23 protein-coding genes are annotated in these 26,348 nt (G+C 72.5%); 14 read left to right on the top strand and 9 right to left on the bottom strand.

Going from position 1 to position 26,348, the window contains the following annotated elements; genetic code table 11:
* The first annotated feature begins 105 nt into the window (after positions 1 to 105).
* Entirely contained in the window at positions 106 to 762 is a 657-nt protein-coding gene (locus tag O1G21_RS35250; RefSeq protein WP_270149499.1) for an SMI1/KNR4 family protein, read from the top strand.
* A gap of 180 nt (positions 763 to 942) precedes the next feature.
* Here the strand turns inward: O1G21_RS35250 and O1G21_RS35245 are convergent, their stop codons facing one another.
* On the bottom strand, positions 943 to 1,239 hold the full coding sequence (locus O1G21_RS35245) for an MTH1187 family thiamine-binding protein (protein ID WP_270149498.1): 297 nt from the start codon (positions 1,237 to 1,239) through the stop codon (positions 943 to 945).
* 131 nt (positions 1,240 to 1,370) lie between these two features.
* On the opposite strand from O1G21_RS35245, the gene O1G21_RS35240 reads away from it, so the two are divergent.
* A complete protein-coding gene (locus O1G21_RS35240) occupies positions 1,371 to 2,036 on the top strand; it encodes a hypothetical protein (RefSeq protein ID WP_270149496.1) in 666 nt (221 codons plus the stop codon).
* 28 nt (positions 2,037 to 2,064) lie between these two features.
* On the opposite strand, the gene O1G21_RS35235 is transcribed toward O1G21_RS35240, so the two are convergent.
* On the bottom strand, positions 2,065 to 3,546 hold the full coding sequence (locus O1G21_RS35235; protein WP_270151425.1) for a SulP family inorganic anion transporter: 1,482 nt from the start codon (positions 3,544 to 3,546) through the stop codon (positions 2,065 to 2,067).
* Between the two features lie 792 nt (positions 3,547 to 4,338).
* Between O1G21_RS35235 and gcl the strand changes: the two genes are divergently transcribed.
* Complete coding sequence (gene gcl / locus O1G21_RS35230; RefSeq protein WP_270149495.1) at positions 4,339 to 6,120, top strand: glyoxylate carboligase; 1,782 nt, start codon at positions 4,339 to 4,341, stop codon at positions 6,118 to 6,120.
* 183 nt (positions 6,121 to 6,303) lie between these two features.
* Positions 6,304 to 6,792 (top strand): glutathione peroxidase, encoded by a 489-nt coding sequence (locus tag O1G21_RS35225; RefSeq protein ID WP_270149493.1) that lies wholly within the window; start codon positions 6,304 to 6,306, stop codon positions 6,790 to 6,792.
* A 265-nt stretch (positions 6,793 to 7,057) separates the two neighbouring features.
* Here O1G21_RS35225 and O1G21_RS35220 read toward each other — a convergent pair whose 3' ends face one another.
* Complete coding sequence (locus tag O1G21_RS35220; protein WP_270149491.1) at positions 7,058 to 7,498, bottom strand: hypothetical protein; 441 nt, start codon at positions 7,496 to 7,498, stop codon at positions 7,058 to 7,060.
* Positions 7,499 to 7,529: 31 nt separating this feature from the next.
* Complete coding sequence (locus O1G21_RS35215; RefSeq protein ID WP_270149490.1) at positions 7,530 to 8,669, bottom strand: DUF3800 domain-containing protein; 1,140 nt, start codon at positions 8,667 to 8,669, stop codon at positions 7,530 to 7,532.
* 645 nt (positions 8,670 to 9,314) lie between these two features.
* Here O1G21_RS35215 and O1G21_RS35210 point away from each other — a divergent pair.
* The gene (locus O1G21_RS35210) at positions 9,315 to 9,989 is read left to right on the top strand and encodes a formylglycine-generating enzyme family protein (protein WP_270149489.1); all 675 of its coding nucleotides are present in this window, start codon (positions 9,315 to 9,317) and stop codon (positions 9,987 to 9,989) included.
* Positions 9,990 to 10,210: 221 nt separating this feature from the next.
* Here O1G21_RS35210 and O1G21_RS35205 read toward each other — a convergent pair whose 3' ends face one another.
* Complete coding sequence (locus tag O1G21_RS35205) at positions 10,211 to 11,134, bottom strand: LysR family transcriptional regulator (RefSeq protein ID WP_270149488.1); 924 nt, start codon at positions 11,132 to 11,134, stop codon at positions 10,211 to 10,213.
* 96 nt (positions 11,135 to 11,230) lie between these two features.
* Here O1G21_RS35205 and O1G21_RS35200 point away from each other — a divergent pair, with 96 nt between their 5' ends.
* From O1G21_RS35200 to O1G21_RS35185, 4 genes are all read left to right on the top strand, one after another.
* The gene (locus O1G21_RS35200) at positions 11,231 to 11,935 is read left to right on the top strand and encodes a succinate dehydrogenase cytochrome b subunit (RefSeq protein WP_270149487.1); all 705 of its coding nucleotides are present in this window, start codon (positions 11,231 to 11,233) and stop codon (positions 11,933 to 11,935) included.
* On the top strand, positions 11,932 to 13,875 hold the full coding sequence (locus tag O1G21_RS35195; protein WP_270149485.1) for a fumarate reductase/succinate dehydrogenase flavoprotein subunit: 1,944 nt from the start codon (positions 11,932 to 11,934) through the stop codon (positions 13,873 to 13,875). Before O1G21_RS35200 ends, O1G21_RS35195 begins: the two co-directional genes overlap by 4 nt.
* Positions 13,872 to 14,609, top strand: coding sequence for a succinate dehydrogenase/fumarate reductase iron-sulfur subunit (locus tag O1G21_RS35190; RefSeq protein ID WP_270149484.1), 738 nt, complete (start codon positions 13,872 to 13,874; stop codon positions 14,607 to 14,609). Before O1G21_RS35195 ends, O1G21_RS35190 begins: the two co-directional genes overlap by 4 nt.
* 356 nt (positions 14,610 to 14,965) lie before the next feature.
* Positions 14,966 to 15,277, top strand: coding sequence for a hypothetical protein (locus O1G21_RS35185; protein ID WP_270149482.1), 312 nt, complete (start codon positions 14,966 to 14,968; stop codon positions 15,275 to 15,277).
* A 5-nt stretch (positions 15,278 to 15,282) separates the two neighbouring features.
* Here O1G21_RS35185 and O1G21_RS35180 read toward each other — a convergent pair whose 3' ends face one another.
* Positions 15,283 to 16,221, bottom strand: a complete 939-nt coding sequence (locus tag O1G21_RS35180; protein ID WP_270149481.1) for a DUF2797 domain-containing protein — start codon at positions 16,219 to 16,221, stop codon at positions 15,283 to 15,285.
* 125 nt (positions 16,222 to 16,346) lie between these two features.
* Here O1G21_RS35180 and O1G21_RS35175 point away from each other — a divergent pair, with 125 nt between their 5' ends.
* The 4 genes from O1G21_RS35175 (at position 16,347) to O1G21_RS35160 (ending at position 22,878) form a co-directional block, all read left to right on the top strand.
* A complete protein-coding gene (locus O1G21_RS35175; RefSeq protein ID WP_270149479.1) occupies positions 16,347 to 16,976 on the top strand; it encodes a maleylpyruvate isomerase N-terminal domain-containing protein in 630 nt (209 codons plus the stop codon).
* Positions 16,977 to 17,150: 174 nt separating this feature from the next.
* The gene (locus tag O1G21_RS35170; protein ID WP_270149477.1) at positions 17,151 to 19,331 is read left to right on the top strand and encodes a restriction endonuclease; all 2,181 of its coding nucleotides are present in this window, start codon (positions 17,151 to 17,153) and stop codon (positions 19,329 to 19,331) included.
* 164 nt (positions 19,332 to 19,495) lie between these two features.
* Positions 19,496 to 20,266 carry an ABC transporter ATP-binding protein gene (locus O1G21_RS35165; RefSeq protein WP_270149475.1) on the top strand — a complete coding sequence of 257 codons (771 nt, stop codon included), beginning with the start codon at positions 19,496 to 19,498 and terminating at the stop codon, positions 20,264 to 20,266.
* A gap of 47 nt (positions 20,267 to 20,313) precedes the next feature.
* Positions 20,314 to 22,878 carry an ABC transporter permease gene (locus O1G21_RS35160; protein WP_270149474.1) on the top strand — a complete coding sequence of 855 codons (2,565 nt, stop codon included), beginning with the start codon at positions 20,314 to 20,316 and terminating at the stop codon, positions 22,876 to 22,878.
* A gap of 69 nt (positions 22,879 to 22,947) precedes the next feature.
* On the opposite strand, the gene O1G21_RS35155 is transcribed toward O1G21_RS35160, so the two are convergent.
* Positions 22,948 to 23,622, bottom strand: a complete 675-nt coding sequence (locus O1G21_RS35155) for a DUF4232 domain-containing protein (RefSeq protein WP_270149472.1) — start codon at positions 23,620 to 23,622, stop codon at positions 22,948 to 22,950.
* A gap of 151 nt (positions 23,623 to 23,773) precedes the next feature.
* On the opposite strand from O1G21_RS35155, the gene O1G21_RS35150 reads away from it, so the two are divergent.
* Positions 23,774 to 24,049, top strand: a complete 276-nt coding sequence (locus O1G21_RS35150; protein WP_270149471.1) for a hypothetical protein — start codon at positions 23,774 to 23,776, stop codon at positions 24,047 to 24,049.
* A 67-nt stretch (positions 24,050 to 24,116) separates the two neighbouring features.
* Here O1G21_RS35150 and efeU read toward each other — a convergent pair whose 3' ends face one another.
* Positions 24,117 to 24,962 carry an iron uptake transporter permease EfeU gene (gene efeU, locus O1G21_RS35145; RefSeq protein WP_270149470.1) on the bottom strand — a complete coding sequence of 282 codons (846 nt, stop codon included), beginning with the start codon at positions 24,960 to 24,962 and terminating at the stop codon, positions 24,117 to 24,119.
* Positions 24,963 to 24,996: 34 nt separating this feature from the next.
* Complete coding sequence (gene efeB / locus O1G21_RS35140; protein ID WP_270149468.1) at positions 24,997 to 26,301, bottom strand: iron uptake transporter deferrochelatase/peroxidase subunit; 1,305 nt, start codon at positions 26,299 to 26,301, stop codon at positions 24,997 to 24,999.
* Positions 26,302 to 26,348: the final 47 nt, after the last annotated feature.

Raw genomic sequence — 26,348 nt, 5'->3', positions numbered from 1 at the left:
AACCGGTGTCCTCGGGATTACGCGTTCGCGTCAGATTCGGCCGGTCGTGCGCTGACGAGGGTTCGGACCCGGGGCGATGTCAGCGGGGTGTCGTACCGTGCGCGGGTGAACGACACGGATTTCGACATGCCGGCCGCGATGGCCGAAACCCTGCGCGGCCGCGAGGGCGCCTGGGCCCTGGTCCGGGGCTTCGCCGCGCACTGGGGCGAGCCGCTGACGCCGGACGACGGTTTCACCGACGCCGAACTGGACGCGGCCGAGCAGCGGCTCGGGCTGCGGCTGCCGGTGGCGCTGCGCGAGGCGTACCGGCTGTTCGGGCGCCGGGCCGACCTCACCAGCTGCCAGGACGTGCTGCTGACGCCGGACGAGCTCTACGTGCTGGACGGCGCGCTGGTGTACCGGGTGGAGAACCAGGCCTGCGCGCGCTGGGGCGTACTGCTGGACGACCTGGCGCAGGAGGACCCGCCGACGGTGGAACGGCTGGACCTCGCGGACAAGTCACAGGAGCGCTGGGAGCCCTGGGAGGAGCGCTTCTCGACGGCGGCGGCGGTGATGGCGATGAGCGAGAAGCTGATGGAGGACGACGGGCTGAGCCTCTTCTTCGAGCCCGATGAGGAACTTCCGGACGGGTTGGTGGAGTTGCCCGCGCTCGGTCGCGGCTGCCGCTGGTTCGCGGGGCCGGAGGGGTTGGTCCTGCTGGTGGCGGCGGACGACTATGCGTTCGCGCGGGCACGCACCGAACAGGCGCTGGACGCACTGTAATCGCGAGTTGCCTCAACGGCCGTTCACTGAACGACCGTTGAGGCTGCTTCGGGCGGACTCAGGCGGTGACGCCGCCGTCCAGCACCAGGTCCGCGCCGACGGTGCAGCCCGCCGCCGGCGAGGCCGGGCTGGTGGGCCGGCCGAACCGGCCGCCGCGCGGCCCACGCCGACCCCGAGGCCCTAACCGTCCGCGAGGTGCCGCTCGACCGAGGCGACCTTGGCGGTGAGGCCGTCGGTGACCCCGGCCCGGTCATCGATCTTGATGACCGTACTCACCCGGTTGCTGTGCGCCTTCACCGCCTCGATCGCCGCCTTGATCACCGGTATGACCTCGTCCCACTCCCCCTCGATGCTGGTGAACATCGCGTCCGTGCGGTTCGGCAGCCCGCTGGCCCGGACCACCCGGACGGCCGCGGCCACCGCCTCCCCCACGTCCTCGCCGATCCCCAACGGGGTCACCGAAAATGCTGCGATCACGGTTCTGCGCTCCTTGTCTCCCGACGACACCGGTCGCGGCCAGGCTAGGCCCTGCACTGAGGATCGGCCCGCAGCCCGTTGAGTACCCGTACTCATGCGGCGGCCCGACGGCCCCCGGCACGATGCGGGCCATGGAGAGTTCGCAGCAGATCACCCCGCGCCGCAAGGCGGCCGTCCTGTCCACCGCCGCGGTGCTCTCGGCCGCCGTGCTGCTCGGTGCGGTGGGGCTCGGCCGGGCCTGGGAGGGGGATCCGTTCCCGGTGGCGGATCCGGCCGCCACCGCCCGGCACCTGAACGACCGGGCGGTGACCGCCTACGACGCCCTCGCCCTGCCGCAGGCGCCGGTGCTGGAGCCGGACGTCGGCACCGGCATCGAGGCCCGCCCGAGCAACTGCCGCCGGCGCGGGCTGGCACACTTCGGAGGCGACCTGTCGGACAGTCCTCCCCTCGAACCCCGCACCGCCGTGATCGCCGCGCGCTTCACCCTCCGCGGAGTCACCCACCAGCAGGCGGCGGAGGGAGTCCAGCGGGCCCGCCAGGCCCTGACCGAACAGGGCTGGACGGTCGGCTCCTACCAGGAGTTCGACGGCTTCCGGCTGCAGCTGAACCCGCCGGACACCGCCCCCGGTTCCGCCTCCTACGCCATCGGCATCAGCTACACGGACTCGACCGACCGGCTCGCCGTCGGCGCGTCCTCCGAGTGCATCCGCTACCCCGGCGGCACCTCCACGGATGACGACGGCAGGCCGGCGGACCTGCCCTCGCTCTCGCTGCCGGCACAGGTCCGCCGGCCCTGAGCGCCGCATCGGGGCTCCCGACCCACCCTCAGACGACCGTCGGCAGCGGTGGTTCCACCGCCAGCGGGGCGCTGGCGCGAGCCCGGTGCTGGTCGGCCCAGGAGGTGAGGGCCAGGGTGCAGGCGTGGTCCAGGTGGCGCAGCCCGGACCAGTCCAGTTCCACCGGCCGGTCGCCGGGCAGCCGTTCCAGGGTGTCCAGCAGCCGGGGCAGCCGCAGGAAGGTGGCATTGCCGCTGAGCCGTACCCGGCGCAATGGCCGACCACTCGTCAGCACCAGCTCCTCCACGGCGATCTGCAGGTGGGAGGTCTGCCAGGCGGACTTGACCACGGCCAGGCCGACGCCGATCAGCACCCCCTCGAACAGGTCGGTGGCGACGATCGCGACCGCTGTCGCTCCCAGCACCAACGCCTCGCCGCGGTGCCCGCGACACAGCGCGGCGATCCGGCGCACCGGCACCAGCTTGGCTCCGGCGTGCACCAGGACCGCGGCCAGCGCGGTGAGCGGGACCAAGCCGAGCGCGCCGGGCAGCAGGGCGGTGAACAGCAGCAGCCACAGCCCGTGCAGGAAGCGCGCGGCCTTGGTGCGGGCGCCCGCCTGGACGTTGGCGGCGCTGCGCACGATCACGGCGGTCATCGGCAGGGCGCCGAGAAGTCCGCAGACGGTGTTGCCGAGGCCCTGGGCGGTGAGTTCGCGGTCGTAGTCGGTGCGCGGGCCGTGGTGCATCCGGTCCACGGCGGCGGCGCTGAACAGCGTCTCGGCGGAGGCGATCAGGGTGAAGGCGACGACCGTGCCGAGCCCGGCGGTGCCGACCAGGGCGCCGAGCGTGGCGGGCTCGGGCAGCTGGACGACGTCGAGCAGACCGGCGACCCGGACCCGGGCGACCGGCAGGTCGGCCGCGGCGGTGACGGCGGCGGCGAGGCCGACGACGGCGAGCGGCGCGGGAACGCTGCGGGCCGCCCGGGCCGGTAGGTGCTTCCAGCCGACGAGCACCAGCAGGGTGCCCAGGCCGAGGGCGACGGCGCTCGGGTTGGCGGCGGCGGTGGCCGCGTCGGTCAGCAGGGCGGGCAGTCCGGCGAGCTTCTGCGGGCCGGTGCCGGGGGCGCGGCGGTCGGCGAGCGCGTACAGCTGGCCGGACACCAGGGTCAGTCCGATGCCGGCCAGCATGCCGTGCACCACCGAGGCGGACATCGCGCGGAACCAGCGGCCGAGCCGTAGCGCTCCCATCGCCAGCTGGAGCAGGCCGGTGCCGAGCACCAGCGGGCCGAGCGCGCCGATGCCGAAGCGCTGGACGGCCTCGGCGACCAGCACGGTCAGTCCGGCGGCGGGCCCGCTGACCTGGAGGCTGCTGCCGGGCAGCAGGCCGACGACCAGGCCGCCGACGATGCCGGTGACCAGCCCGAGTTCGGCCGGGACGCCGGAGGCGACGGCGACCCCGACGCAGAGCGGGAGCGCGACCAGGAGCACCACCAGCGAGGCGGGCAGGTCGTGCCGCCAGGGGACGGCGCGCAGCGTGGCGAGCGGGGGTCGGCGGCGGCCCGGCGGGGCGTTCTTGCGGGGGCGGCCCGGCGGGCCCTGGCGGCGGGGCGGACGGTTCACCCGGTCACCGCCGGGGGTCGGGCAGGGGTGCGGCGCATGGCGGCGTTCCTTCCGCGCGCCCGCCGCTGCGGGCGCGCCGTTGCGGGGCGGGAGGCGGGAGGCGGGATGGGGCGTGGGACGACGGCGGTGAGGGCTGACCGCGGCAGGCGACAGCGGTACGGCACCGGGTCCGAACGGACGACGGGTGTCGGGCGACGGGCGACGGGCGACGGGCGACGGGCGGCAGGCGGCGGGTCTCGGGTCGGCGCGGTCGGGAGGTGCGTCTCACGACCGGAGGCTGCGGCGGACCGGGCGCCGGTCCTGGACGGGCCCGCCGACGGTGTCCCCCCGTTCCGGCGCGCCCGGGATCCCCCTGCCGCGGCCCCGGTCGGACGCCACGGGCCCGGCGTGGCACCGACGGTACCCAGCTCCGCGGGGCGGGCCGACCTCGGGCACCGTCCCTTCACCGGCACTGCACGGCGGGTGCGCTTTCCGGGCCGGAGGCTCCGCTTCCCCGGGTACACCGGCGCGAACGCGGTTCTGGTGTACGAACCACGGCCGTCCGGGAGGTCGCGATCCGGCGTTACACATTCTGTTGAAGTCCCCCTTGACTCCCCGCCGGACCCGACCCTACCGTGTTTCCACATACAGAAACCGCTCTTCCGTATGGTGGAATTCAGGAGATGAGCCCTCCGAGCCACTGCGGGCCGACGCAGGAGAGACCCGATGCCTCGTATGACAGCCGCCCGCGCGGCCGTGGAGATCCTCAAGCTCGAAGGCGTCGACGTCGCCTTCGGCGTGCCGGGCGCCGCGATCAACCCCTTCTACGCCGCCCTCAAGGCCTCCGGCGGGATCAGGCACACCCTGGCCCGGCACGTCGAGGGCGCCTCCCACATGGCCGAGGGCTACACCCGCGCCAAGGCCGGCAACATCGGCGTGTGCATCGGCACCTCCGGCCCGGCCGGCACCGACATGATCACCGGCCTGTACTCGGCGATCGCCGACTCCGTCCCGATCCTGTGCATCACCGGCCAGGCCCCGGTCGCCCGCCTCCACAAGGAGGACTTCCAGGCCGTCGACATCGCCTCGATCGCCAAGCCGGTCACCAAGGCCGCCACCACCGTCCTGGAGGCCGCGCAGGTCCCCGGCGTGTTCCAGCAGGCCTTCCACCTGATGCGCTCCGGCCGCCCCGGCCCGGTCCTGATCGACCTGCCGATCGACGTCCAGCTGACCGAGATCGACTTCGACCCGGAGGCCTACCAGCCGCTGCCGGTCTACAAGCCGACCGCCAACCGGATCCAGATCGAGAAGGCCATCGCGTTGCTCCAGGAGTCCGAGCGCCCGCTGATCGTGGCCGGCGGCGGCGTCATCAACGCCGACGCCTCCGAACTGCTGCTGGAGTTCGCCGAGCTGACCGGCGTCCCGGTGGTCCCGACCCTGATGGGCTGGGGCATCGTCCCGGACGACCACGAGCTGAACGCCGGTATGGTCGGCCTGCAGACCTCGCACCGCTACGGCAACGAGAACTTCCTCGCCTCCGACTTCGTCCTCGGCATCGGCAACCGCTGGGCCAACCGCCACACCGGCGGCCTGGACGTCTACACCGCGGGCCGCAAGTTCGTCCACGTCGACGTCGAGCCCACCCAGATCGGCAAGATCTTCGCCCCCGAGCTCGGCATCGCCTCCGACGCCAAGGCCGCCCTGGAACTGTTCGTCCAGGTCGCCAAGGAGCTCAAGTTCGCCGGCACGCTCAAGGACCGCAGCGCGTGGGCCGCCTCCACCCAGGAGCGCAAGGCCCAGCTGCAGCGCCGCACCCACTTCGACAACGTGCCGCTCAAGCCGCAGCGCGTCTACGAGGAGATGAACCGGGCCTTCGGACCGGAGACCCGGTACGTCACCACCATCGGTCTGTCCCAGATCGCCGGCGCGCAGATGCTGCACGTCTACAAGCCGCGGCACTGGATCAACTGCGGCCAGGCCGGCCCGCTGGGCTGGACCATCCCGGCCGCGCTGGGCGTCGCCACCGCCGACCCGGAGGGCCGGATCGTCGCCCTCTCCGGCGACTACGACTTCCAGTTCATGATCGAGGAGCTGGCGGTCGGCGCCCAGCACCGGATCCCGTACGTCCACGTGCTGGTGAACAACTCCTACCTGGGCCTGATCCGCCAGGCGCAGCGCAACTTCGACATCGACTTCCAGGTCAAGCTGGAGTTCGAGAACATCAACGCGCCGGAACTGGGCGTCTACGGCGTGGACCACGTCAAGGTCGCCGAGGGCCTGGGCTGCAAGGCGATCCGGGTCACCGAGCCCGAGGGCCTGCTGCCGGCCTTCGAGGAGGCCAAGAAGCTGGCCGCCGAGTTCCGCGTCCCGGTCGTGGTCGAGGCGATCCTGGAGCGGGTCACCAACATCTCGATGGCCGCCGCCGACATCGACAAGGTCAACGAGTTCGAGGAGCTGGCCACCCTGCCCGAGCACGCGCCGACCGCGATCAAGCCGCTGGCCCTCTGACCGGTCGACGCCGCGAGCCTGCCGGTGCGGGGGCGGACGAGCCGCTCCGTACGCCCCCGCACCTGCGGAACACCGGCGGGCCCGGACGGAACACCGGCGGTGCCGCCACGGTTGAGCCGTCCGGGGCCCGCTACCGTGTGCCCGGGCGACATCCCCCGCCGACCTGCCGAAAGGACCACCACCGTGAGCCTGTACGACATCCCGCTGCGCACCCTGTCCGGCGAGGCCACCTCGCTGGGCGACCACAAGGGCGAGGCGCTGCTGATCGTCAACGTCGCGTCCAAGTGCGGCCTGACCCCGCAGTACACCGGTCTGGAGAACCTCCAGAAGCGGTACGCCGCGCGCGGGTTCACCGTGCTGGGCTTCCCGTGCAACCAGTTCGCCGGGCAGGAGCCGGGCAGCGCCGAGGAGATCCGGAGCTTCTGCTCGACCACCTACGGCGTGACCTTCCCGCTGTTCGAGAAGATCGACGTCAACGGTGACGACCGGCACCCGCTGTACCAGCAGCTGACCCAGGTCGCCGACGCCGAGGGCCAGGCCGGGGACGTCAGCTGGAACTTCGAGAAGTTCCTGATCTCCCCGGACGGCACCGTCGCCGCGCGTCTGCGTCCGCGCGTCGAGCCGGAGTCGGCGGAGCTGATCGCCGCGATCGAGGCCGTGCTGCCGGCCTGAGCGCACGCACGCCGAAGGCCCGGGGCCAGCCCCGGGCCTTCGCGCTCGCGCACGCTTGGAAAGCGTGTTGGGGGCAACCCCTCACGAGTTCGAATCTCGTATCCTCCGCCTCCGCCCAGCTGGGCAAACGCTGGCCCCGACCGCACCGTGTATGTGAGTTTCCTGACCGGCCGACTGGCCGGGCTGACCGCGGTCGGCCGGGTCGACCCGCACGCCGACCACGAAGATGATCAAGGATGGCGGCCGGGAGTCGGCACGGGAGGCCTCAGGACGCCGGGCGCAGATCCTCCTGGTCCTTGACGACAGTCACCTGCTCGCCGTCGGCGACGTACGAGACCACCCCGCTCCACCGCCCGTCGGCACCGCGCCGCCACTCGGTGAGCAGGCCGCCCAGCCATTGCGTGCCCACCCGGACGAGGCAGGGCTTGGTGGTGCTGGTCGGGCGGTAGCCAGGGAAGCAGGGGATGCAGGCACCGCGCCCCTGTGCCATGGCGTCGGCCAGTGCGACGCGGGTCGGCTGGTGCACGTCCCTGCCCGTGCGGGCGGCGCGGGCCTGTCCGTCGGCGAGCGCGTCGCACGCCACCGATCGGTGGAACACCGAGCCGCCCCGGGTGGTCCAGACGGATGCGGTCAGACCCGGGGGAACCGGCTTGCAGTGACCGCACTGCCCGACTATCAGCCCGTGATCACAGCGTTCGTCAGCCATGAGTGCATGCTGCCTCCAACACGACGGAGAATCAATGACGTTCGGTCAGGCCGTCATCCCGGGCGAACGGCCGATGGTCCCGGAGCGAGTCCAGGGAGTCGTCGCCGAACGACCGCAGCAGCTCGTACAGCTCACCCTTCGGCTCGGCAGGCCGGCCGTGCTGGATCCAGGAATACAGGTTCTCCAACGAGTTGGGCCACAACTTCAGTCCGGCGCCGGACAGATCCCCGTCCTCGCGGCGGTGGATCAGCTCCAGCAGCGGTTCCCGCAGCGCCAGCCCGCTCTTCTGGCCGGCGACCAGGGCCGTGGTGGCGCCGACGACCAGGTCGGCGAGCTGGAGGCCGGGCAGATGGTCGGACGGGCCCATGACGAAGCGGTTCACGATCCGGGAGGCGCTGGTGTACTCGGTTCCATGGTCCGTCAGCTTCCGGGTGGCAGCGAGCCAGTCAGCGTCGTGCCCGCGCAGGGAGTGCTTCTGGTCGAAGACCACTGTGCCGAGACCGTCCCGATCGGACAGACCCATGCTGATCCGCTCGTAGAGCAGCTTCAGCATCCACTTCTCTCGGTGGGCATCCGGACTCGGATCGCGCTCCTGGTCCCACACCACGGTCGCCGTCCAAGCCCCGCACTCGGCGGCCACTGCCAGCAGAGCCCGCTGCACCGGCTCGCGCCCGCGGGCGCCGAGTGCGAACTGCGCCGGCTGCCGCTTCCGGTCCGGCGACCACTTCAACTCCTCGCCACCGATCCCGAACTCGGCCTGGATCCCGGCCGCGCGGGCAGCGAAGACCGGCAGCAGCTCGCCCGGCAGCGCGACCGCGCCGTACGCCTGCAGAGTCCCCAACCCGGCACGCTGCACGTGCTGCGCGCGCACGGTGGTCTCGTCGACGAAGACGGTCACCAGCTCCGCCGGACGGTCGGCGGCGTCCAGCAGCCAACCCGCCTCCCTCGCACCGATCAGCTCGCCCAACTCCTGCTGTGCGGCCAGCTGCTGGGCGAGTGACTCCTGTGCAGCCGACAGGTCTCCGGCCCGGCGGGCAGCGGTCAGCCGTTGCCCACTCGCGCGGTACGCATCGAGCGCCTTCCCCGCCGCCCGTGTCCGGCGCGGGGCAACCCACCGCTCAAGCAGCGCCTGCTGCCGGGTAGCCTCCGCCCGCCGCTGATCCTCGCGCATCCGCCCCCCCGTTCCTGCCCCGGCAGCGCGGACCGACACGCCCGCCGCCGTGAACCGCGCACGGTGCAGCAGCTTAGCGGTCGGCTCCGGAAGTCCTTCGGGGGTTGATCATGCGGCGAGGCGGAGCGAGGATTCTTCCTGGTGGTCGGTGGTGTGCTGATCGAGCCTGGCCAGCAGATCGTCCAGGTCGGAGGTGGTGAACCTCCACTGGAACGGCTGTGCCGTGGCGTTGTAGCGGTCTTCGAAGGCTCGAGGGTGGGGTGGCAGCGGCAGCGGGCCTGGATGGAGGTCTTCTCGTCCGCGCTGATCACGTACTCGTCCTCGCCGAGCGGGACGCCTTGCCAAGTGCGGGCGCTGCCGCGCCAGCACCGGACCGTGTCCAGGTGCAGGCCGGTCTCCCGGGCGATGCGCGCGTTGGCGTGTCCGCGTGCGGCCTGCAGGACGATCTGCGCGCGCATCCGCAGCCGGTACTCGGTCTTGTGGCCGTAGGCCATCAGTTTCAGCCGCTTGCGCTCGGCAGCGTGCAAGGTGATCGGACGGGCGGTGGCAACGGGCAAGGCAGGCAGGCCAATCGAGAGAAGTGGATCACATCGGGTCGCAGCCTGCCGTATCCGGTCCAGGAGATTCCGGTAACGTCCTCGAAGTATGGATACGAGTGCAGAGCCCAAGATGATCGACATTCCCGCCGGACAGATCGTCTTGTCAGACCGGCGCACGCAGCGCAGCTGGACGGTTGAGCTTGCGCCTTACCAGCTCGCGGCGTATCCGATCACCCAGGCGCTTTACGCCCGGATCGCCGACCAGCATCCGATCGCGGCCTACGGGGACCGGTTACCCGTCGATAGCGTTTCCTGGTGGGATGCCGTCCGATTCTGCAACGCGCTGTCCCAGCGCGACGGGTTCTCCCCCGTCTACCACTTCCAGGCCGGCGGTGAGGAAATCGAGTGGGACGCATCCGCCGATGGGTACAGACTGCCGACAGAAGCCGAGTGGGAGTACGCCTGCCGCGCCGGTACCACGGGACCGCGGTACGGCCCCCTCGACGAGATCGCTTGGTACCGAGGCAACTCGACCGAGCGCATCCATGAGGTGTGCCGTAAGCGGCACAATCCGTGGGGCTTTCACGACACGCTCGGCAACGTGTGGGAGTGGTGCTGGGACATCTACGACGCCGAGGTATACGGAACCTACCGGGTACTGCGCGGCGGTGGCTGGTTCGACGAGCACTGGAGCTGCAGGGCCTCCGTCCGACGTCGCAGCCACCCGACCTTCCGAGTCGACGACGTAGGATTCCGCGTTGCGCGCACTGCGACTCGCTGATCGCTTGTGATGCCCGGCCCGCACGCTGCGGGCACCCTCGTCTGGCGTGCTGGTGGAGGCTTCGAAGTCCTGCGGGCGTTGACGCAGGGCCCGGACCACGCCGGGGGGTCCTCCGCGATCCGGGGCTGTACGGCTGAGATCGGTGCTGCCGCGCTACGTCGAACCCCACGCGCGTCGAACCCACACCTCCTCCCGCGCCACGCGCAGGTTCGGGACGGGGGTCACGGCAGCAACAGCTTGGTGCCCGGTGGGAGTTCGCCGCTGCGGGCGGCGTCGCGCAGGTGCGCCAGCAGGGTCGTACGCAGGGCCTCCGCCGCGCGGGTCAGCGGCACGTCGTGGGCGTGCGCCACGGCGATGGTGCGTGCTAGGCCCGGGCCGGCGAAGGCCGTCACCGCGAGCCCCGAGCGTGCCGCCACCATGCCGGGCAGCACGGCCGGTCCGAGCCCGGCCCGCACGAAGCCCAGCACCGCGTCCATCTCGCCACCCTCCACCGCGAACTCCGGCTCGAACCCGGCCGCCCGGCAGGCCGCCAGGGTCGCCTCGCGCAGGTCGTAGCCCTCCCGGAACATCACCAGTGGCCGTTCCTTGAGTTCGGCCACCCGCACGGTGCGCCGGGCACGCCCCGCGGCCGAGACCAGCACCAGCTCCTCGTGCAGCAGTTCGGTGACGGCCAGGGCGGGCGCAGCCTCCCCGCTGGGCGGGGTGATGATCAGCGCGAGGTCCAGCTCGCCCGCCGCCAGCCAGCGCACCAGGTCCCGCGAGCCGCCCTCGCGCACCCCCAGCGCGACGCCCGGGTAGCGGTCCCGGAACACCCGCAGCACGTCCGGCACCAGGCTGGTGCACAGGCTCGGCGGCGCACCCAGCCGGACCCGGCCGCGGCGCAGCTGCACCGTCTCCTGGACGGCGAGGCGGGCGCTCTCGGTGTCCGCGAGGATGCGCCGGGCCAGCGGCAGCAGGGCGTCCCCGGCGTCGGTGAGGGTGATGTTGCCCCGGGTGCGGTGGAACAGTTCGGCCCCCAACTCCCGCTCCAGCGCCCGGATCTGCTGCGAGAGCGAGGGCTGGGCGACATGCGCGGCCTCGGCCGCCCGGGTGAAGTGCCGGGTCTCGGCGACGGCCAGGAAGTAGCGGAGTTGCTGCAGCTGCACGCGACCAGGCTACGCCGCAACGATAGGACCCGACTATCGTCACCAGCCGCAGCATGTCTTGGACGCCCCCTTGCCGCCCTCCCTACCGTTGCTGCCATGACAACCGCGACTCGGACGGGCCGGCATCCGTCCACCCTGGCGACCCTGTGGCGGTCGACCGTCGGCAAGAAGGCGGTCATGGCCGTCACCGGCCTGGTCATGCTGCTGTACCTGGTCGCGCACATGCTGGGGAACCTCAAGGTGTTCTTCGGCCCCGACGACATCAACGGCTACGCGGCCTGGCTGCGCACCATCGGCCAGCCGTTCCTGGGCCACGAGTGGTTCCTGTGGATCGCCCGCACCGCCCTGCTGGCCTCCGTCGTCCTGCACGGGGTGTCCGCGTACCAGCTCAGCCGCCGCGACCTCGCCGCCCGCCCGAGCAAGTACGTGCACCAGCGCCGCCGCGCCAGCTACGCGACCCGGACCATGCGCTGGGGCGGGGTGATCCTGGGCCTGTTCATCGTCTGGCACATCCTCGACCTCACCACGCTCACCGTGAACCCGGTCGCCGAGCACGGCCACGTCTACCAGAACGTCGTGGGCACCTTCGGTCGCTGGTACAGCGACGTGATCTACATCGTCGCGATGCTGGCCCTCGGCTTCCACATCCGGCACGGCTTCTGGAGCGCCGCGCAGACCCTCGGCGCCAACAACGCCCGCCGCGACCGGGCGCTGAAGCTGACCGCCAACGGCCTGGCGCTGCTGCTGACGGCCGGCTTCCTGTCCGTCCCCCTGGCCGTGATGTTCGGAGTCGTCAAATGAGCTACCTGGACTACGCCGTCGGCGAGCCGATCGCCGACACCAAGGCCCCCGCCGGGCCGATCGAACAGCGCTGGGACCAGCGGCGGTTCGAGGCCAAGCTGGTCAACCCGGCGAACCGGCGCAAGCACACCGTGATCGTGGTCGGCACCGGCCTGGCCGGCGGCGCGGCCGGCGCCACCCTCGCCGAACAGGGCTACCACGTGGTCCAGTTCTGCTTCCAGGACTCCCCGCGACGCGCTCACTCGATCGCCGCCCAGGGCGGCATCAACGCGGCCAAGAACTACCGCAACGACGGCGACTCGATCCGCCGGCTGTTCTACGACACCGTCAAGGGCGGCGACTTCCGGGCCCGCGAGTCCAACGTGCACCGGCTCGCCCAGGTGTCGGTGGAGATCATCGACCAGTGCGTGGCCCAGGGCGTGCCCTTCGCCCGCGAGTACGGCGGCCTGCTGGACACCCGCTCCTTCGGCGGCGTGCAGGTCTCCCGCACCTTCTACGCCCGCGGCCAGACCGGGCAGCAGCTGCTGCTCGGTGCCTACCAGGCGCTCTCCCGGCAGATCGCCGCCGGGAACGTGGAGATCCACCCGCGCACCGAGATGCTCGACCTGCTGGTGGTCGACGGCCGGGCCCGCGGCATCGTCGCCCGCGACCTGGTCACCGGCGAGATCAGCTCGTACACCGCGGACGCCGTCGTCCTCGCCACCGGCGGCTACGGCAACGTGTTCTACCTGTCCACCAACGCCAAGAACTCCAACGCCACCGCGATCTGGCGGGCCCACCGGCGCGGCGCCTACTTCGCCAACCCGTGCTTCACCCAGATCCACCCCACCTGCATCCCGCGCTCCGGCGACCACCAGTCCAAGCTCACCCTGATGAGCGAGTCGCTGCGCAACGACGGCCGGATCTGGGTGCCCAAGGCCCAGGGCGACACCCGCCCGCCCGCGCGGATCCCGGAGGAGGAGCGGGACTACTACCTGGAGCGGATCTACCCCTCCTTCGGCAACCTGGTGCCCCGCGACATCGCCTCCCGGGCCGCCAAGAACGTCTGCGACGAGGGCCGCGGCGTCGGCCCCGGCGGGCAGGGCGTGTACCTGGACTTCGCCGACGCGATCCGCCGGATGGGCCGCGACGCCGTCGAGGCCAAGTACGGCAACCTCTTCGAGATGTACGAGCGGATCACCGCCGAGGACCCGTACCAGGTGCCGATGCGGATCTACCCGGCGATCCACTACACGATGGGCGGGCTCTGGGTCGACTACGACCTGCAGACCAGCATCCCGGGCCTGTTCGCCATCGGCGAGGCCAACTTCTCCGACCACGGCGCCAACCGGCTCGGCGCCAGCGCGCTGATGCAGGGCCTCGCCGACGGCTACTTCGTGCTGCCGCCCACCATCAACGACTACCTGGCCCGCAACCCGGTCGCCGCGGTGCCCGCCGACCACCCGGTGCTCACCGAGGTCGAGGCCGAGGTCGCGGACCGGCTCAACCTGATCCTCTCCGTCGACGGCGACCGCACCCCGGACTCCTTCCACCGCGAGCTCGGCGAACTCCTCTGGGACGAGTGCGGAATGGCCCGCGACGAGGCCGGGCTCAAGCGCGCGCTGGAGCGGATCCCCCGGCTGCGCGAGGAGTTCTGGCGCCGGATCAAGGTGCCCGGCACCGGCCGGGAGCTCAACCAGTCGCTGGAGAAGGCCAACCGACTGGTCGACTACTTCGAACTGGCCGAACTGATGTGCCTGGACGCGCTGCACCGCGCCGAGTCCTGCGGCGGCCACTTCCGCACCGAGAGCCAGACCCCCGACGGCGAGGCCGCCCGGCGCGACGAGGAGTTCTCCTACGCCGCCGCCTGGGAGTTCACCGCCACCGGCGAGGCACCCGTCCTCCACCGCGAGGACCTCGACTTCGAGCACGTCCACCCCACCCAGCGGAGCTACGCGTGAACCTCACCCTGCGCATCTGGCGCCAGTCGGGCCCGGACGCACCCGGCTCGATGACCACCTACCAGGTCAGCGGCATCAGCCCGGACATGTCCTTCCTGGAGATGCTCGACACCCTCAACGAGGAGCTGATCACCCGTGGCGACCAGCCGGTCGCCTTCGACCACGACTGCCGCGAGGGCATCTGCGGCGCCTGCGGCATGGTCATCAACGGCCAGGCGCACGGCCCCGAACGCACCACCACCTGCCAGCTGCACATGCGGCACTTCCAGGACGGCGACACCATCGACGTCGAACCGTGGCGGGCGGCGGCCTTCCCGGTGGTCAAGGACCTGGTGGTGGACCGCTCCGCCTTCGACCGGATCATCGGCTCCGGCGGCTACATCACCGCCCCCACCGGCAGCGCCCCCGAGGCGCACGCCACGCCCGTCCCCAAGGAGGCCGCGGACACCGCCTTCGAGCACGCCGAGTGCATCGGCTGCGGCGCCTGCGTGGCCGCCTGCCCGAACGGCTCGGCGATGCTGTTCACCTCCGCCAAGGTGGTGCACCTCAACGTGCTGCCGCAGGGCGCGCCCGAACGCGCCGCCCGGGTGCGGAACATGGTCTCGGCGATGGACGCCGAGGGCTTCGGCGGCTGCACCAACACCGGTGAGTGCGCCACCGCCTGCCCCAAGGGCATCCCGCTGCCCAGCATCGCGGCGATGAACCGGGAGTTCCTGCGGGCCGCCCGCGGCTGAGACTCCCCCTGATCGGTCGGCCCCTCGCTCTGGTGCTCAGGCGAGGGGCCGACGCCGTCTCGCCGTTAACCGGAGCCCTTCTCCGGGGCGCGCGACGGGAGTTCGCGCTACCCGAACGGGTGGTGGATGGCTGCGGGCGGTGCTTCCCGACGGAGAATCGCGCTACGGTGGTGCTCCGCTACGGAAGGACGGCATATGCCCGAGGTTCAGTCCTGCTCCGGCTGCGGCGGGTCCGGGGGGACCCAGAAGACCGAGGCAACGGTCGAACTGGACGAGGAAGGGAGCATGGTGCCCAGGGTTCACACCTTCTGGTCACCCTGCGGTCGGTGCCACGGATCCGGGACGGTGATCGTCGGATGAGACTGGTCTTCGAATGCGTCGAGTGCGGTGGGCACTACCTGCCACCGGAGGGCATGGTGTACCCGGACGGGCCGGCCTCGCCGGTCTGGTGCTCCCCCTGCCAGACGTCCAAGCTCACGGCGGGCCTGCGGGAGGACCCGCTGCTCGCCCGGCTCGCCCTGGCCGCCGCCCGGGCCGCCCTGGCCCGGCGCGCCGCCGAGGCCGCCGAGCCGGTCGCCGCCGGTCGCGGCGACGTCCGCCCGTCCCGCCCACCACTGTCCCGCCGGGCCCGCTCGGGGCCGGGCGGGGTGCGCGGCCGGCTCGGTTAGGGCCTTCAGAACAGTGCCTCCTGGGTGTCCGGCTCCGGCGGGCGGCTCCGCTCCTCCAGGGCGAGGCCCTCGCAGGGCCGGCCGGTGACGGGCACGAGCGTCCAGCCGGTGAGCCGCCGGGTGTCCAGCAGCAGCGGGCCGGAGCCGTCCGGCTGGTCGAGGAAGAGGTGCCGGCCCACCGGCGGGCGCAGCGTGCCCGCGATCACCGCGCCGGCGGCCAGGCCGGTGATCTCCCGGTAGGCCTCGGGGGCGCCGTCGGCCAGGCCGAAGCGCTCCACGTGGTCCACCACCGGGCGGTCGGCGAGCAGTTCCACCGCGTGGCCGTCCAGCAGCCGGTGCGCCTGGGCGCGGGCCTCGGCGAGCACGGCACGGCGGTGCGGGGCGTCGCCGTGCGCCCACCAGTGGTCCGTCTTCAGCCGGGACTTGTACCGCTCCCGGGCCAACCCCGAGGCGGCGACGGTCAGTTCGGCGCGGCGCACCGCGGGCAGGCCGCCGCGTGCGGTGAACGCGTAGGCCAGCGCGCCCTGTTCGAGCAGTCGGCTGTCACCGCGCTGCTCGGCGGTCAGGCCGACCTTCAGCAGCCCCTCGCCGAACCAGGCGAGGTAGAGCAGGTAGGTCCGGCCGTCGTCCAGGATCTGGTCCCGGGCCAGCGCCAGGCCGCGGTCCACGCTCTGGCAGGCCGGGCACTGGGTGGCGCCGCCGTCCGGGGCGATCACCGCGTGGTGCGGGCAGGGCGTGCGCTCCGTCGCCCCGGCCAGCCAGGCCCCGGTGCAGCGGCGCGGGCCGCCGAGCAGCCAGCCGACCTCCGTACCCGGTGCGACGGCGCGCTCGTGCACCCGGGTGCCGCGCACGGCACCGAGCAGGGCCCGGCCGTCGTGCCAGCTCAGGCCGGTGGAGATCCAGCCGGCCGGCCGCTCCGGGTGCTGGGGTGCGGGGATCGTCACGGGCAGCCCTCCCTGTAGGTCCACGACCCAGGTGAGGCTACCCGCTGCCACTGACAACGACCGCATCCCGGAGAATGCGGGGACCCGGACCCCAGTGGCCCCGCGCCGCTGCTAGCGTCCCGTCCATGATCGACTCACCGACCCCGGACGACCTCGCCCGCACCCTGCGCCTCGCCGTCGACACCCTGGCCGGCGCCCCCGCGGACGCGGACTGGTCGCGGCCCGCCGGCACCCTCGACTGGAGCTGCTGGGAGACCGTCGAACACCTCGGCGACGACCTCCTCGCCTACGCCGCCCAGCTCGGCCCGGCCCGGCCGCCGCGCGACCGGTACGTGCCCTTCGAGGCGACCCGCCGCTCGCCCGGCGCCCCGAACAACTTCGTCCGCGCCAAGCCGGCCGACGGGGTGCCGGGTCTGCTCGAAGTACTGGAAGCCAGCGGCGGGTTGATGGTCGCCATCGCCCGGGTCGCGCCGCCGGACACCCGGGCCCACCACCCGTGGGGCCTCGCCGACGCCTCCGGCTTCGTGGCCATGAGCCTGGTGGAGACCCTGGTCCACCTCCACGACGTCACCCAGGGCCTCGGCGTCCCCTGGACCCCGCCCGCCGATGTCTGCACCCGCGTCCTCACCCGCCTCTTCCCCGACGTCCCCCTCGCGGACCCCTGGCCGACCCTCCTCTGGGCCACCGGCCGCACCGCCCTCCCCGGCCTCCCGCTCCGCACCGACTGGCGCTGGTACGCCGAGCCGCAGCACTGACGCCCGTTCATGAACTCGCCGGCCGGGTCGACGGGTTGACGGACCTCGACCCACCACCCGCGCGAGCCACCCCGGACCGGAAGCCCCGCAGGCCGCGGGCGCTTGGCCCGACGGGCCGTCCACGTTCTATTGTGGCGGGCGCCAGTGGCGGCGTGTGGACGGGAGGGGTGGCTGGTGGCGGGGCGGCGGAACAGCGGGGTGCTGGCGGTCTGGGCAGAGGCGCAGCGGCAGCAGCAGCGCCGGGAGGAGGCCCGTTGGCGTGCCGAGGCGGCGGAGTTGCGGCGGCACGAGCGCGCCCAGCGGGAGGCGCAGCGGGCGGCCGCCCGGGACGAGCGGGAGGCGCAGCGCGCGTACCAGCAGTCGCGGGAGGCGGAGGCTGCCCGGCGGACGGCCGAACTGGACGCCCGGGTGGCGGAGTTGCGCGGATTGCTGGCGGCCGGGCTGGCCGCGCCGGCGTTCGGGCCGCAGGCGCTGCTGGCGGCGCGCCCGGTGCCGCCGTTCGATCCGGGGCCGCTGGGCGAGCCGGTACCGATGCCGGACCAGGCCTCCGCCGCGTACCACGTCCCGCCGCCGGACCCGGTGCAGGCCCGCAACGGCGGGGTGCGCCGGCAGTACGAGCAGTACGTCGCCCAGGCCCGGGCCCGGTTCGAGCAGGACTGGTACGCCGCGCAGGCGCGGGAGGCGGACCGGCAGCGCCGGCTGACCGCGTACCGCCAGGAGTACCTGCACTGGGCGGAGTCGTTCCGCCGCCAGGAGGCGGAACGCATGGCCGGCACCGAGGAGTTGCTGCGGCGGCTGCGGGCGGGTGAGCCGGAGGCGGTGCAGGAGTACTTCACGGCCGGGCTGTACGCCTCGGCGGCCTGGCCGGAGGGCTTTCCGCACCGGCTGGTGGCGGCCTGGGAGGTGTCGAGCCGTCAGCTGGTGGTGAACTGGGAGCTGCCCGGTCCGGACGTGGTGCCGGCGGCCGCCCGGGTGCGGTACGTGAGGACGGACGACCGCGAGGCCGAGGTGGCCCGCCCGGCGACCGAGCGCAAGGCGCTGTACCGGGAGGTGCTGGCGCAGTCGGCGCTGCGGGTGGCGGCGGAGCTGTTCCGGGCGGACCCGGACGGGATGCTGGACTCGGTGGTGCTGAACGGCTTCGTGCTCGGCATCGACCCGGCGACCGGCCGGGAGGCGGAGCGCTTCCTGTCCACGCTGACCGCGACCCGGGACGGTTTCTCCGGGCTGGCGCTGGACCGGGTGGCCCCGGTGGAGTGCTTCCAGGGCCTGGGCGGCAAGCTGTCGGCGCGGCCCGAGCGGCTGGACGAGGTGAAGCCGGACCGGCTGCCGGAGTCGGTCGGCGGGAACCTGGCCGGGCACTTCGGCGAGGACGAGCCGGACCTCTTCGAGATGGATCCGCTCGAGTTCGAGGACCTGATCGCCGAGTTGTTCCGGTTGCGCGGTTTCCGCGTGATGACCACGGCCCGCAGCGGCGACGTCGGGGTGGACGTGGTCGCCGAGGACCTGGACCCGGTGACCGGCGGGAAGATCGTGATCCAGGCGAAGCGCTACAAGAAGACCGTGCCGCCGACGGCCGTGCGCGACCTGGAGTCCACCGTCCGCCACCACGGCGCGATCAAGGGCATCCTGGTGACCACGGCGGGCTTCGGCCGCGGCTCGTACAGCTACATCGAGGGCAAGCCGCTGACCCTGGTGAGCGGACCGGAGCTGGTGGAGCTGCTGGCGGAGCAGGGGCTGCGCGGCCGGCTCGGGGGCGGACCAGGCGGAACAGGCCGACCGGGCGGGAGCGCCGCGCCCGAGCCGGGACCGAGGGAGCCGAGGGAGGCCGAGCCGGCCGCCGCGCAGAGCAGCGTGACGGTCAGCTGGCAGAGCCGCACCGCCGGCGGGGACCCGGTGGAGCTGGACGTCACGGCGTTCCTGTGCGCCGGCGGCCGGGTGCTGAGCGACGAGCACTTCGTGTTCTTCAACAACCCGCAGGACCCGGACGGCGCCGTCCGGCTGCACCCGACCCACTCGGTGCCGGGCGAGCCGGCCCGGGCGGCCCGGCTGAGCCTGGACCTGCACCGGCTGCCGGCCGCGGTCGACGAGGTGGTGCTCGCGGTCTCCACCGAGGAGGAGGAGCCGCCGGCGCTGCCGCTCGGCTACGTGTACGGGCTGGCCGTCGCCGCCGAGTACGGGCCGGGTGCGAGTGGACCGGCGAAGTGGCCGGGCGCCAACGGCGGCGTCCCGGACTCCGCGATGCTGCTGGGGAGTTTCCGGCGGGCGGACGGCGGCTGGCACCTCGCACCCTCGGCTCGGGCGGTGACGAACGGTCTGGCGGGACTGGCGACCGCCTTCGGCGTCGCCGTGGAGTGACCACGAGGAGTTCCCAGGGGGACATGTCATACCTGAGGAGGAGAGCGCTCCCGCCGCACCACCGGGTCGGCGGGGGCCGACCCTCCCCCCGGCATACACATCGGGCCCGAACCGCTGGAGAGGATGGATCGGTAGGAAAATCCGATTCGTTCCCAGGAGTCCTCGTGACGTTCCCCGCAACCGCCGTCCACACGGGCCTGGCGGCCGCCCGCGCCACCGGTCTGAACAAGGTCTACGGGGAGGGGGAGACCCGGGTCGTCGCCCTCGACAACGTCAGCGTCACCTTCCCCCAGGGCGAGTTCACCGCCATCATGGGCCCCTCCGGCTCCGGCAAGTCCACCCTCATGCACTGCATGGCCGGCCTGGACACCGTCTCCTCCGGCTCCACCACCATCGGCGACACCGAACTCGTCGGCCTCAAGGACAAGCAGCTCACCCAGCTGCGCCGCGACCACATCGGCTTCATCTTCCAGGCCTTCAACCTGCTCCCCACCCTGACCGCCCTGGAGAACATCACCCTCCCCATGGACATCGCCGGCCGCAAGGCCGACCAGGCCTGGCTCGACCGGGTCGTCGACACCGTCGGCCTCTCCGGCCGCCTCAGCCACCGCCCCTCCCAGCTCTCCGGCGGCCAGCAGCAGCGCGTCGCCTGCGCCCGCGCCCTCGCCGGAAAGCCCGACATCATCTTCGCCGACGAACCCACCGGCAACCTGGACTCCCGCTCCGGCGCCGAGATCCTCTCCTTCCTGCGCAACTCCGTGCGCGAACTCGGCCAGACCGTCGTCATGGTCACCCACGACCCGGTCGCCGCCTCCTACGCCGACCGCGTCGTCTTCCTCGCCGACGGCCGGATCGTCGACGAACTCCACGCCCCCACCGCCGACACCGTCCTGGACCGCATGCGCCGCTTCGACGCCAAGGGCCGCACCAGCTGAGCCCCTCAGCGAACGAACCCGACGCCCCCGAACTCCCAGGACACCCCTTGTTCCGCACCGCACTGCGCAACGTACTGGCCCACAAGGGCCGACTGCTGATGACCATGCTGGCCGTCATGCTCGGCACCGCCTTCGTGGCCGGCACGCTCGTCTTCACCGACACCATGGGCCAGGCGCTCAGGACCCAGAACTCCAAGAGCTACGCCGACATCGCCGTCACGGTCAGCGACAACGAGGCCGTCAGCCGCGGCTACGACCACGGCGGCCGGGCCGCCACCGGCCCGACCCTCACCGAGGAGACCCGCCGCACGGTCGCCGCGCTGCCCGGCGCCGCCGAGGTGCGCGGCGTGGTCAGCGGCTTCGCCGGCATCGCCGACCACAAGGGCGCGCTGATCGGCAACGGCTTCTCCACCACCGGGACCAACTACGTGCCGGGCCCGGACGGCACCGACCCGCGCTACCCGCTGGTCACGGGCCGCGGCCCCAAGGACGCCACCGAGATCGCGCTGGACACCAGGACCGCCGAGAAGGGCGGCTTCAAGGTCGGCGACACCGTCCGGGTCGCGGTCAACGGCCCGGTGATGCGGCTCAAGCTCACCGGCACCCTGCACACCAACGACCCGCGCGTAGTAGCCGGTGGCTCGCTGGCCGCCTTCGACACCGCCACCGCCCAGCAGTTGTACCTGAGCCCCGGCCGCTTCGCCGAGTTGGACGTCAAGGCCAAGCCGGGCACCGACGACACCGCACTGCTCGCCGCCGTCAAGCAGGCCCTTCCGCAGGGCGACAGCATCGAGGCCAGGACCGGCCGCGAACTGGCCGACGAGCAGGACAAGATGATCGCCCGGGGCACCAAGGTCCTGAGCACCTTCCTGATGGGCTTCGCCGCCATCGCGCTGTTCGTCGGGATCTTCATCATCGCCAACACCTTCACCATGCTGGTCGCCCAGCGCACCAGGGAACTGGCCCTGCTGCGCGCCGTCGGTGCCACCCGCCGGCAGATCACCCGCTCGGTGAAGGTCGAGGCCGTGCTGGTCGGCCTGACCGCCTCGGTCGCCGGGCTGCTGGCCGGCATCGGGATCGCCGTCGGGCTCAAGGCGCTGCTCAACGGCCCGATGGACGCCAACCTGCCGGACGGCCCGCTGGTGATCGCCCCGACCACCGTCCTCGCCGCGATCGCCGTCGGCGTGCTGGTGACGCTGCTCGCCGCCTGGCTGCCCGCCCGCCGGGCCTCCCGGATCGCGCCGGTGGCGGCGATGAGCTCGGTCGAGCAGCCCGCCACCCAGAAGAGCCTGCGGCTGCGCAACACCATCGGGCTGCTGTTCTCGCTGGCCGGTGCGGGCGCGCTGGCCGCCGGCGCGAGCGGCAAGGAGGTCAAGCTGGTCGGCCTCGGCGCCGGCGCCCTGCTGATCGGCGTGTTCGTGCTGACCCCGCTGCTGTCCCGGCCGCTGATCGCGCTGTTCGCCCCGCTGCTGCGCGCCGTGTACGGCACCCCGGGCAAGCTGGCCCGGGAGAACGCGGTGCGCAACCCGCGCCGCACCGCCGCCACCGCCTCGGCGCTGACCATCGGCGTCACCCTGATCACCTCGCTGACCGTGGTCGGCGCCTCGGTGAACAAGGCCGTCGACGACTCCACTTCGAGCGACCTCAAGGCCGACTACACGGTCGCCATGCAGAACTTCTCGATGCTCTCCCCCGAGGTCGCCGCCCAGATCGCCAGGACCCCGGGCGTCAGCGCGATGAGCACCGAGCGCGGCGTCCCGGTGGCCATCGGCCGGAACGGCGATGACAGCGAGTGGCTGACCGCCGTGGACGCGACGACCATCGACCAGCTGACCACCATCAAGATCAAGGAGGGCTCGGCGGACGCGCTCAAGCAGGGCAAGCTGCTGGTGAGTTCGAGCCGCAGCCAGAGCGCCGGCTACAAGGTCGGCGACACCCTGAGCGTCACCTACCCGGACGGCAGCAAGGGCTCGCTCACCGTCGGCGGCGTCCTGGAGGCCGACACCGCGCTCGCCCCGGTGCTCGCCCCGGAGGCCGTGGTCGGCCCGCACGCCCAGCCCGGCTCCGGCCTCAACAAGGTCCTGGTCAAGGGCGCGAACGGCGCGACCGAGCAGCTGAAGCAGGCGCTGCGCGACGCGACCGGCGGCAACCCGCTGATCGCGGTCAAGGGCGAGAAGGACATCAAGGCGGAGAGCCGCCAGGCCGTCACCAGCATCCTGAACATGATGTACGGGCTGCTCGGCATGTCCGTGGTGATCGCCGTGCTCGGTGTCGTCAACACCATGGCGATGTCGGTGTTCGAGCGCCGCCGGGAGATCGGCATGCTGCGGGCGATCGGCCTGGACCGGCTCGGCATCCGTCGGATGGTCCGGCTGGAGTCGCTGCTGATCGCGCTGTTCGGCGGGCTGGTCGGGGTGGGCCTCGGCATCCTGGTCGCCTGGGCGGGCGTTCGGACCATGGCGGACGACCTCAAGGGCATCACCACCGTGGTGCCGCCGTTGCAGATCGCCGGCTTCCTGCTCGCCGCCGCCGTGATCGGCCTGTTGGCCGCACTCTGGCCGGCCCACCGGGCGGCGAAGCTGGACATCCTGGACGCGATCAAGAGCCAGTAGTCCGGGCGGACGACAGGAGCCCCTGGGGGAACGGTCCGGTGCGACCGTCCCCCCAGGGGCTGCCACGCGTCACGACTTGGGGAAGACCACGCCCTGGTTCGAGGGCTGCAGGCTGCCGGTGGTCAGGCCCTGGGCGGAGACCAGGAGTTGGGTGACGGGCTTGCCGTCGAGACCGAGCACCTCGGTGGTCACCTGCTTGGTCTCGTCCGGCGGGGTGAGCTGCAGACCGGTGATCACGTGGCAGCTCGGGTCGGCCTTGTCGCAGGAGTTCCACTTGAGGCCGGCGAAGGCGGTCGTCTTCGGCGTCAGGGTGACCGCCGTGGGCGCCCCGGGGTACGGCTCCCGCTTGACCGGCAGCGGGTCCGCGCTGTTGTCGGCGCGCAGTCCGCCGTATCCCGGGTAGCCGAACAGCGTGCAACTGCGGTCGCCCTTGACGGTGAGCAGCACCATGGCCGATCCGGGCTCCTGGAGCTGGACGGTGACGGCGAGTTCGTCGGCCCTGCACCGCGCGCCGACCGGCTGGGTGGCCATCGGCCCGGTGGGCGTGGCTCCCGGGACGGTCGCCTTGCCGGTCGCCGTCCTGCCCGCTCCGGTCGGCTGGGCGGGCGCCACCCCGGTGACGGTCACCGTCGGTGCCGGCAGCGCCCCGGCCCCGGCATCATCGTTGCACGCGGTCAGCAGGACGGCGGCGGCGAGCGCCGCGGCACTGGCCGCGAGTAGCCGGGTCGGTCGACGGACGTGCATGTTTCCCCCCACGGGTGAGCGATCGGCACGAGGCTGTTCCCCTCAAAGCAGGACGGTGGGGCAGCAGGCGTGGTTCCATGGGCGCCGGGGAATCGCCAGTGGTCCGTGCAAGGATCACTGCGAACGGCAGCTACGCTCAAGGGGGTGGGCCGTGATCACGAGCCGGTTCACGGGCACGGACTCGAACGGGCACTCGCACACGGCGGTGATCGTCTCGCGCGGGGACAACCAGCGCTACGTGGAGTGCCACAGCTGCGACTACCAGCGGCGGGTGTCCTGGGACGCGCGCGGCACGGCCGAATCGCACCTGTGGAGTGAACACAACGTCTCCGGGACGCACCGACAGCTCGCGCTCGGCCCGTTCATCGCGGCCGGCTTCGGGCTGCTGCTCGTCCTCTTCCTCATGTCCAAGACCCACGCTCTCTAGGGCCGTTCACACCACACCGCCCCGCCCGGCGGGTGCCGGGCGGGGCGGTGGGTGGTGAACTGCCGGGTCAGGCGGCCGGCTTGGTGGCGACGGGCTCGGCGGGCTCGGCCTTGCCGCCGCTGAACAGGTTGAAGAAGACGGCCAGGGTGGGCAGCAGGTAGGCCAGCCAGACCACCAGCTGCAGGACGGTCGGGTCCGGCTGGAAGTTGAACACGCCCTTGAGCAGGGTGCCGTACCAGCTGTCCTTGGGGACGGTGCTGGAGATGTCGAAGGCCGGCGAGTGCAGGCCGGGCAGCCAGCCGGCCTCCTGGAGGTCGTGCACGCCGTAGGCGAGCACGCCGGCCGCCACCACGACCAGCATCGCGCCGGTCCAGGTGAAGAACTTCGCCAGGTTGATCTTCAGCGCACCCCGGTAGAACAGCCAGCCGAGCACCACCGAGGTGAGCAGGCCGAGCGCGGCGCCGAGCAGCGGGTTCCAGCCGTCGTCGGTGGCCTGCACCGCCGACCAGATGAACAGCGCGGTCTCCAGGCCCTCCCGGCCGACCGCCAGGAAGGAGGTGACCACCAGGGCGGTCGTGCCCATCGCGATCGCCGCGTCCAGCTTGCCGTGCAGCTCGGTCTTCAGGTGCCGGGCGGTGCGCCGCATCCAGAACACCATCCAGGTCACCAGCCCGACCGAGATGATCGACAGCGAGCCGCCGAGCGCCTCCTGGGCCTCGAAGGTGAGCTGCGAGGAGCCGAACTGCAGCACCGCGCCGAAGGCCATGGACAGCACCACGGCCGCGGTGACGCCGATCCACACCGGCGGCAGCCTGTCCCGGCGGTCGGTCTTGACCAGGTAGGCGATCAGGATGCAGACGACCAGGCTGGCTTCGAGGCCTTCGCGCAGGCCGATCAGGTAGTTGCCGAACACGGCTGACTCCTCGGGGTGGTGAGAGCGGGCGGGATCATCCGAAGAGGGCCTGGCCCCACCACTCCCCCGGCTTGCGCACGCCCGCCGGGCAGGCGAAGTGGGCTGAGCCGACGTGCTGGATGTACTCGTTGAGCTTGTCGGAGGCCGCGAGCCGCTGTTGCAGCGGTACGAAGGCCTTGCGGGTGTCGCGCTGGTAGGCGAGGAAGAACAGCCCGGCGTCCAGGCGGCCGAGGCCGTCGGTGCCGTCGGTGAAGGAGAAACCGCGGCGCAGGATCATCAGGCCGTTGTTGGCGTCCGGGTGGGCCAGGGCGACGTGCGAGGTCGCGGGCATCGCCTTGAGGTCGGGGGCGTCGTGCTCCTTGGCCCTGCCGTACGGGGCGCCCTCGCCCTTGGTGCGCCCGAAGGTGTCCTCCTGGTCCTTGAGCGAGGCGCGGTCCCAGGTCTCGATGTGCATCCGGATCCGCCGGGCGACCAGGTAGGAGCCGCCGGTCATCCACTCCGGGCCGTCGCCGGGGGCCGCCCAGACGTGCTCGGTCAGGTTGGCGGCGTCGGTGCCCGCGATGTTGTGGGTGCCGTCCTTGAAGCCCATCAGGTTGCGCGGGGTCTGCTCGTCCGGGGTGGTCGAGGAGGTCTTGCCGAAGCCGAGCTGGGACCAGCGGATGTTGACGGTGCCCATGCCGATCCGGGCCAGGTTGCGGATCGCGTGCACCGCGACCTGGGGGTCGTCGGCGCAGGCCTGGACGCAGAGGTCACCGCCGCTGCGCAGCGGGTCGAGCTTGTCGCCCTTGAAGTTCGGCAGCTCGATCAGGGCTTCGGGGCGCTGGGCCTTGAGGCCGAAGCGGTCGATGCCGTCCTTCTCGAACAGGCTCGGCCCGAAGCCGATGGTGAGGGTGAGCCGGGAGGCGGGCAGGCCGAGCGCCTCGCCGGTGTCGTCCGGTGGCGCCTCGGCGGAGCCGGGCACGGCGCCGGTGCCGACCTCACGGCCGCCGGTCATCGCGGCGGCCGCCTTGGTCCACTCCTTGAGCAGCTTGACCAGCGACTCCCGGGTGGCCTTCTCGGAGACGTCGAAGGCCGCGAAGTGCAGCCGGTCCTGGACCGGGGTGGAGATGCCCGCCTGGTGCTCGCCGTAGAAGGGCACCTCCCCGCCGGTCGTCGCGTTCGCGGCCGGGACCGGGTCGGAGTCCTGCCGGGTCGCGGCGGCGACCGAGCCGACGGCGGCGGCGCCGAGCGCGACGCCCGCGCCGGCCCAGCCGATGACGGCGCGTCGGCTGACCGCGGCCCGGTTGGTGGTGTCGGCAGCGGCCGGCGTGCCGTTCTGCTGCTCGTTCTCGGCGTCCATCGACGGGCGGGCCCTTCTCACTCTTGCGGAACCACTGAACTGCGGCC

Source organism: Kitasatospora cathayae, assembly GCF_027627435.1.
GTDB classification, from domain to species: Bacteria; Actinomycetota; Actinomycetes; order Streptomycetales; family Streptomycetaceae; genus Kitasatospora; species Kitasatospora cathayae.
The sequence above is the reverse complement of the archived record's forward strand: the minus strand, read 5'-3'. Positions and strand labels throughout refer to the sequence as shown.

Excerpts from the sequence above, each read along its gene's own strand:
- O1G21_RS35240 (WP_270149496.1), top strand. The coding sequence starts at position 1,371 with ATGGAGAGTTCGCAGCAGATCACCCCGCGCCGCAAGGCGGCCGTCCTG.
- gcl (WP_270149495.1), top strand. The coding sequence starts at position 4,339 with ATGCCTCGTATGACAGCCGCCCGCGCGGCCGTGGAGATCCTCAAGCTC.
- O1G21_RS35220 (WP_270149491.1), bottom strand. The coding sequence starts at position 7,498 with ATGGCTGACGAACGCTGTGATCACGGGCTGATAGTCGGGCAGTGCGGT.
- O1G21_RS35215 (WP_270149490.1), bottom strand. The coding sequence starts at position 8,669 with ATGCGCGAGGATCAGCGGCGGGCGGAGGCTACCCGGCAGCAGGCGCTG.
- O1G21_RS35210 (WP_270149489.1), top strand. The coding sequence starts at position 9,315 with ATGGATACGAGTGCAGAGCCCAAGATGATCGACATTCCCGCCGGACAG.
- O1G21_RS35200 (WP_270149487.1), top strand. The coding sequence starts at position 11,231 with ATGACAACCGCGACTCGGACGGGCCGGCATCCGTCCACCCTGGCGACC.
- O1G21_RS35195 (WP_270149485.1), top strand. The coding sequence starts at position 11,932 with ATGAGCTACCTGGACTACGCCGTCGGCGAGCCGATCGCCGACACCAAG.
- O1G21_RS35185 (WP_270149482.1), top strand. The coding sequence starts at position 14,966 with ATGAGACTGGTCTTCGAATGCGTCGAGTGCGGTGGGCACTACCTGCCA.
- O1G21_RS35175 (WP_270149479.1), top strand. The coding sequence starts at position 16,347 with ATGATCGACTCACCGACCCCGGACGACCTCGCCCGCACCCTGCGCCTC.
- O1G21_RS35155 (WP_270149472.1), bottom strand. The coding sequence starts at position 23,622 with ATGCACGTCCGTCGACCGACCCGGCTACTCGCGGCCAGTGCCGCGGCG.
- efeB (WP_270149468.1), bottom strand. The coding sequence starts at position 26,301 with ATGGACGCCGAGAACGAGCAGCAGAACGGCACGCCGGCCGCTGCCGAC.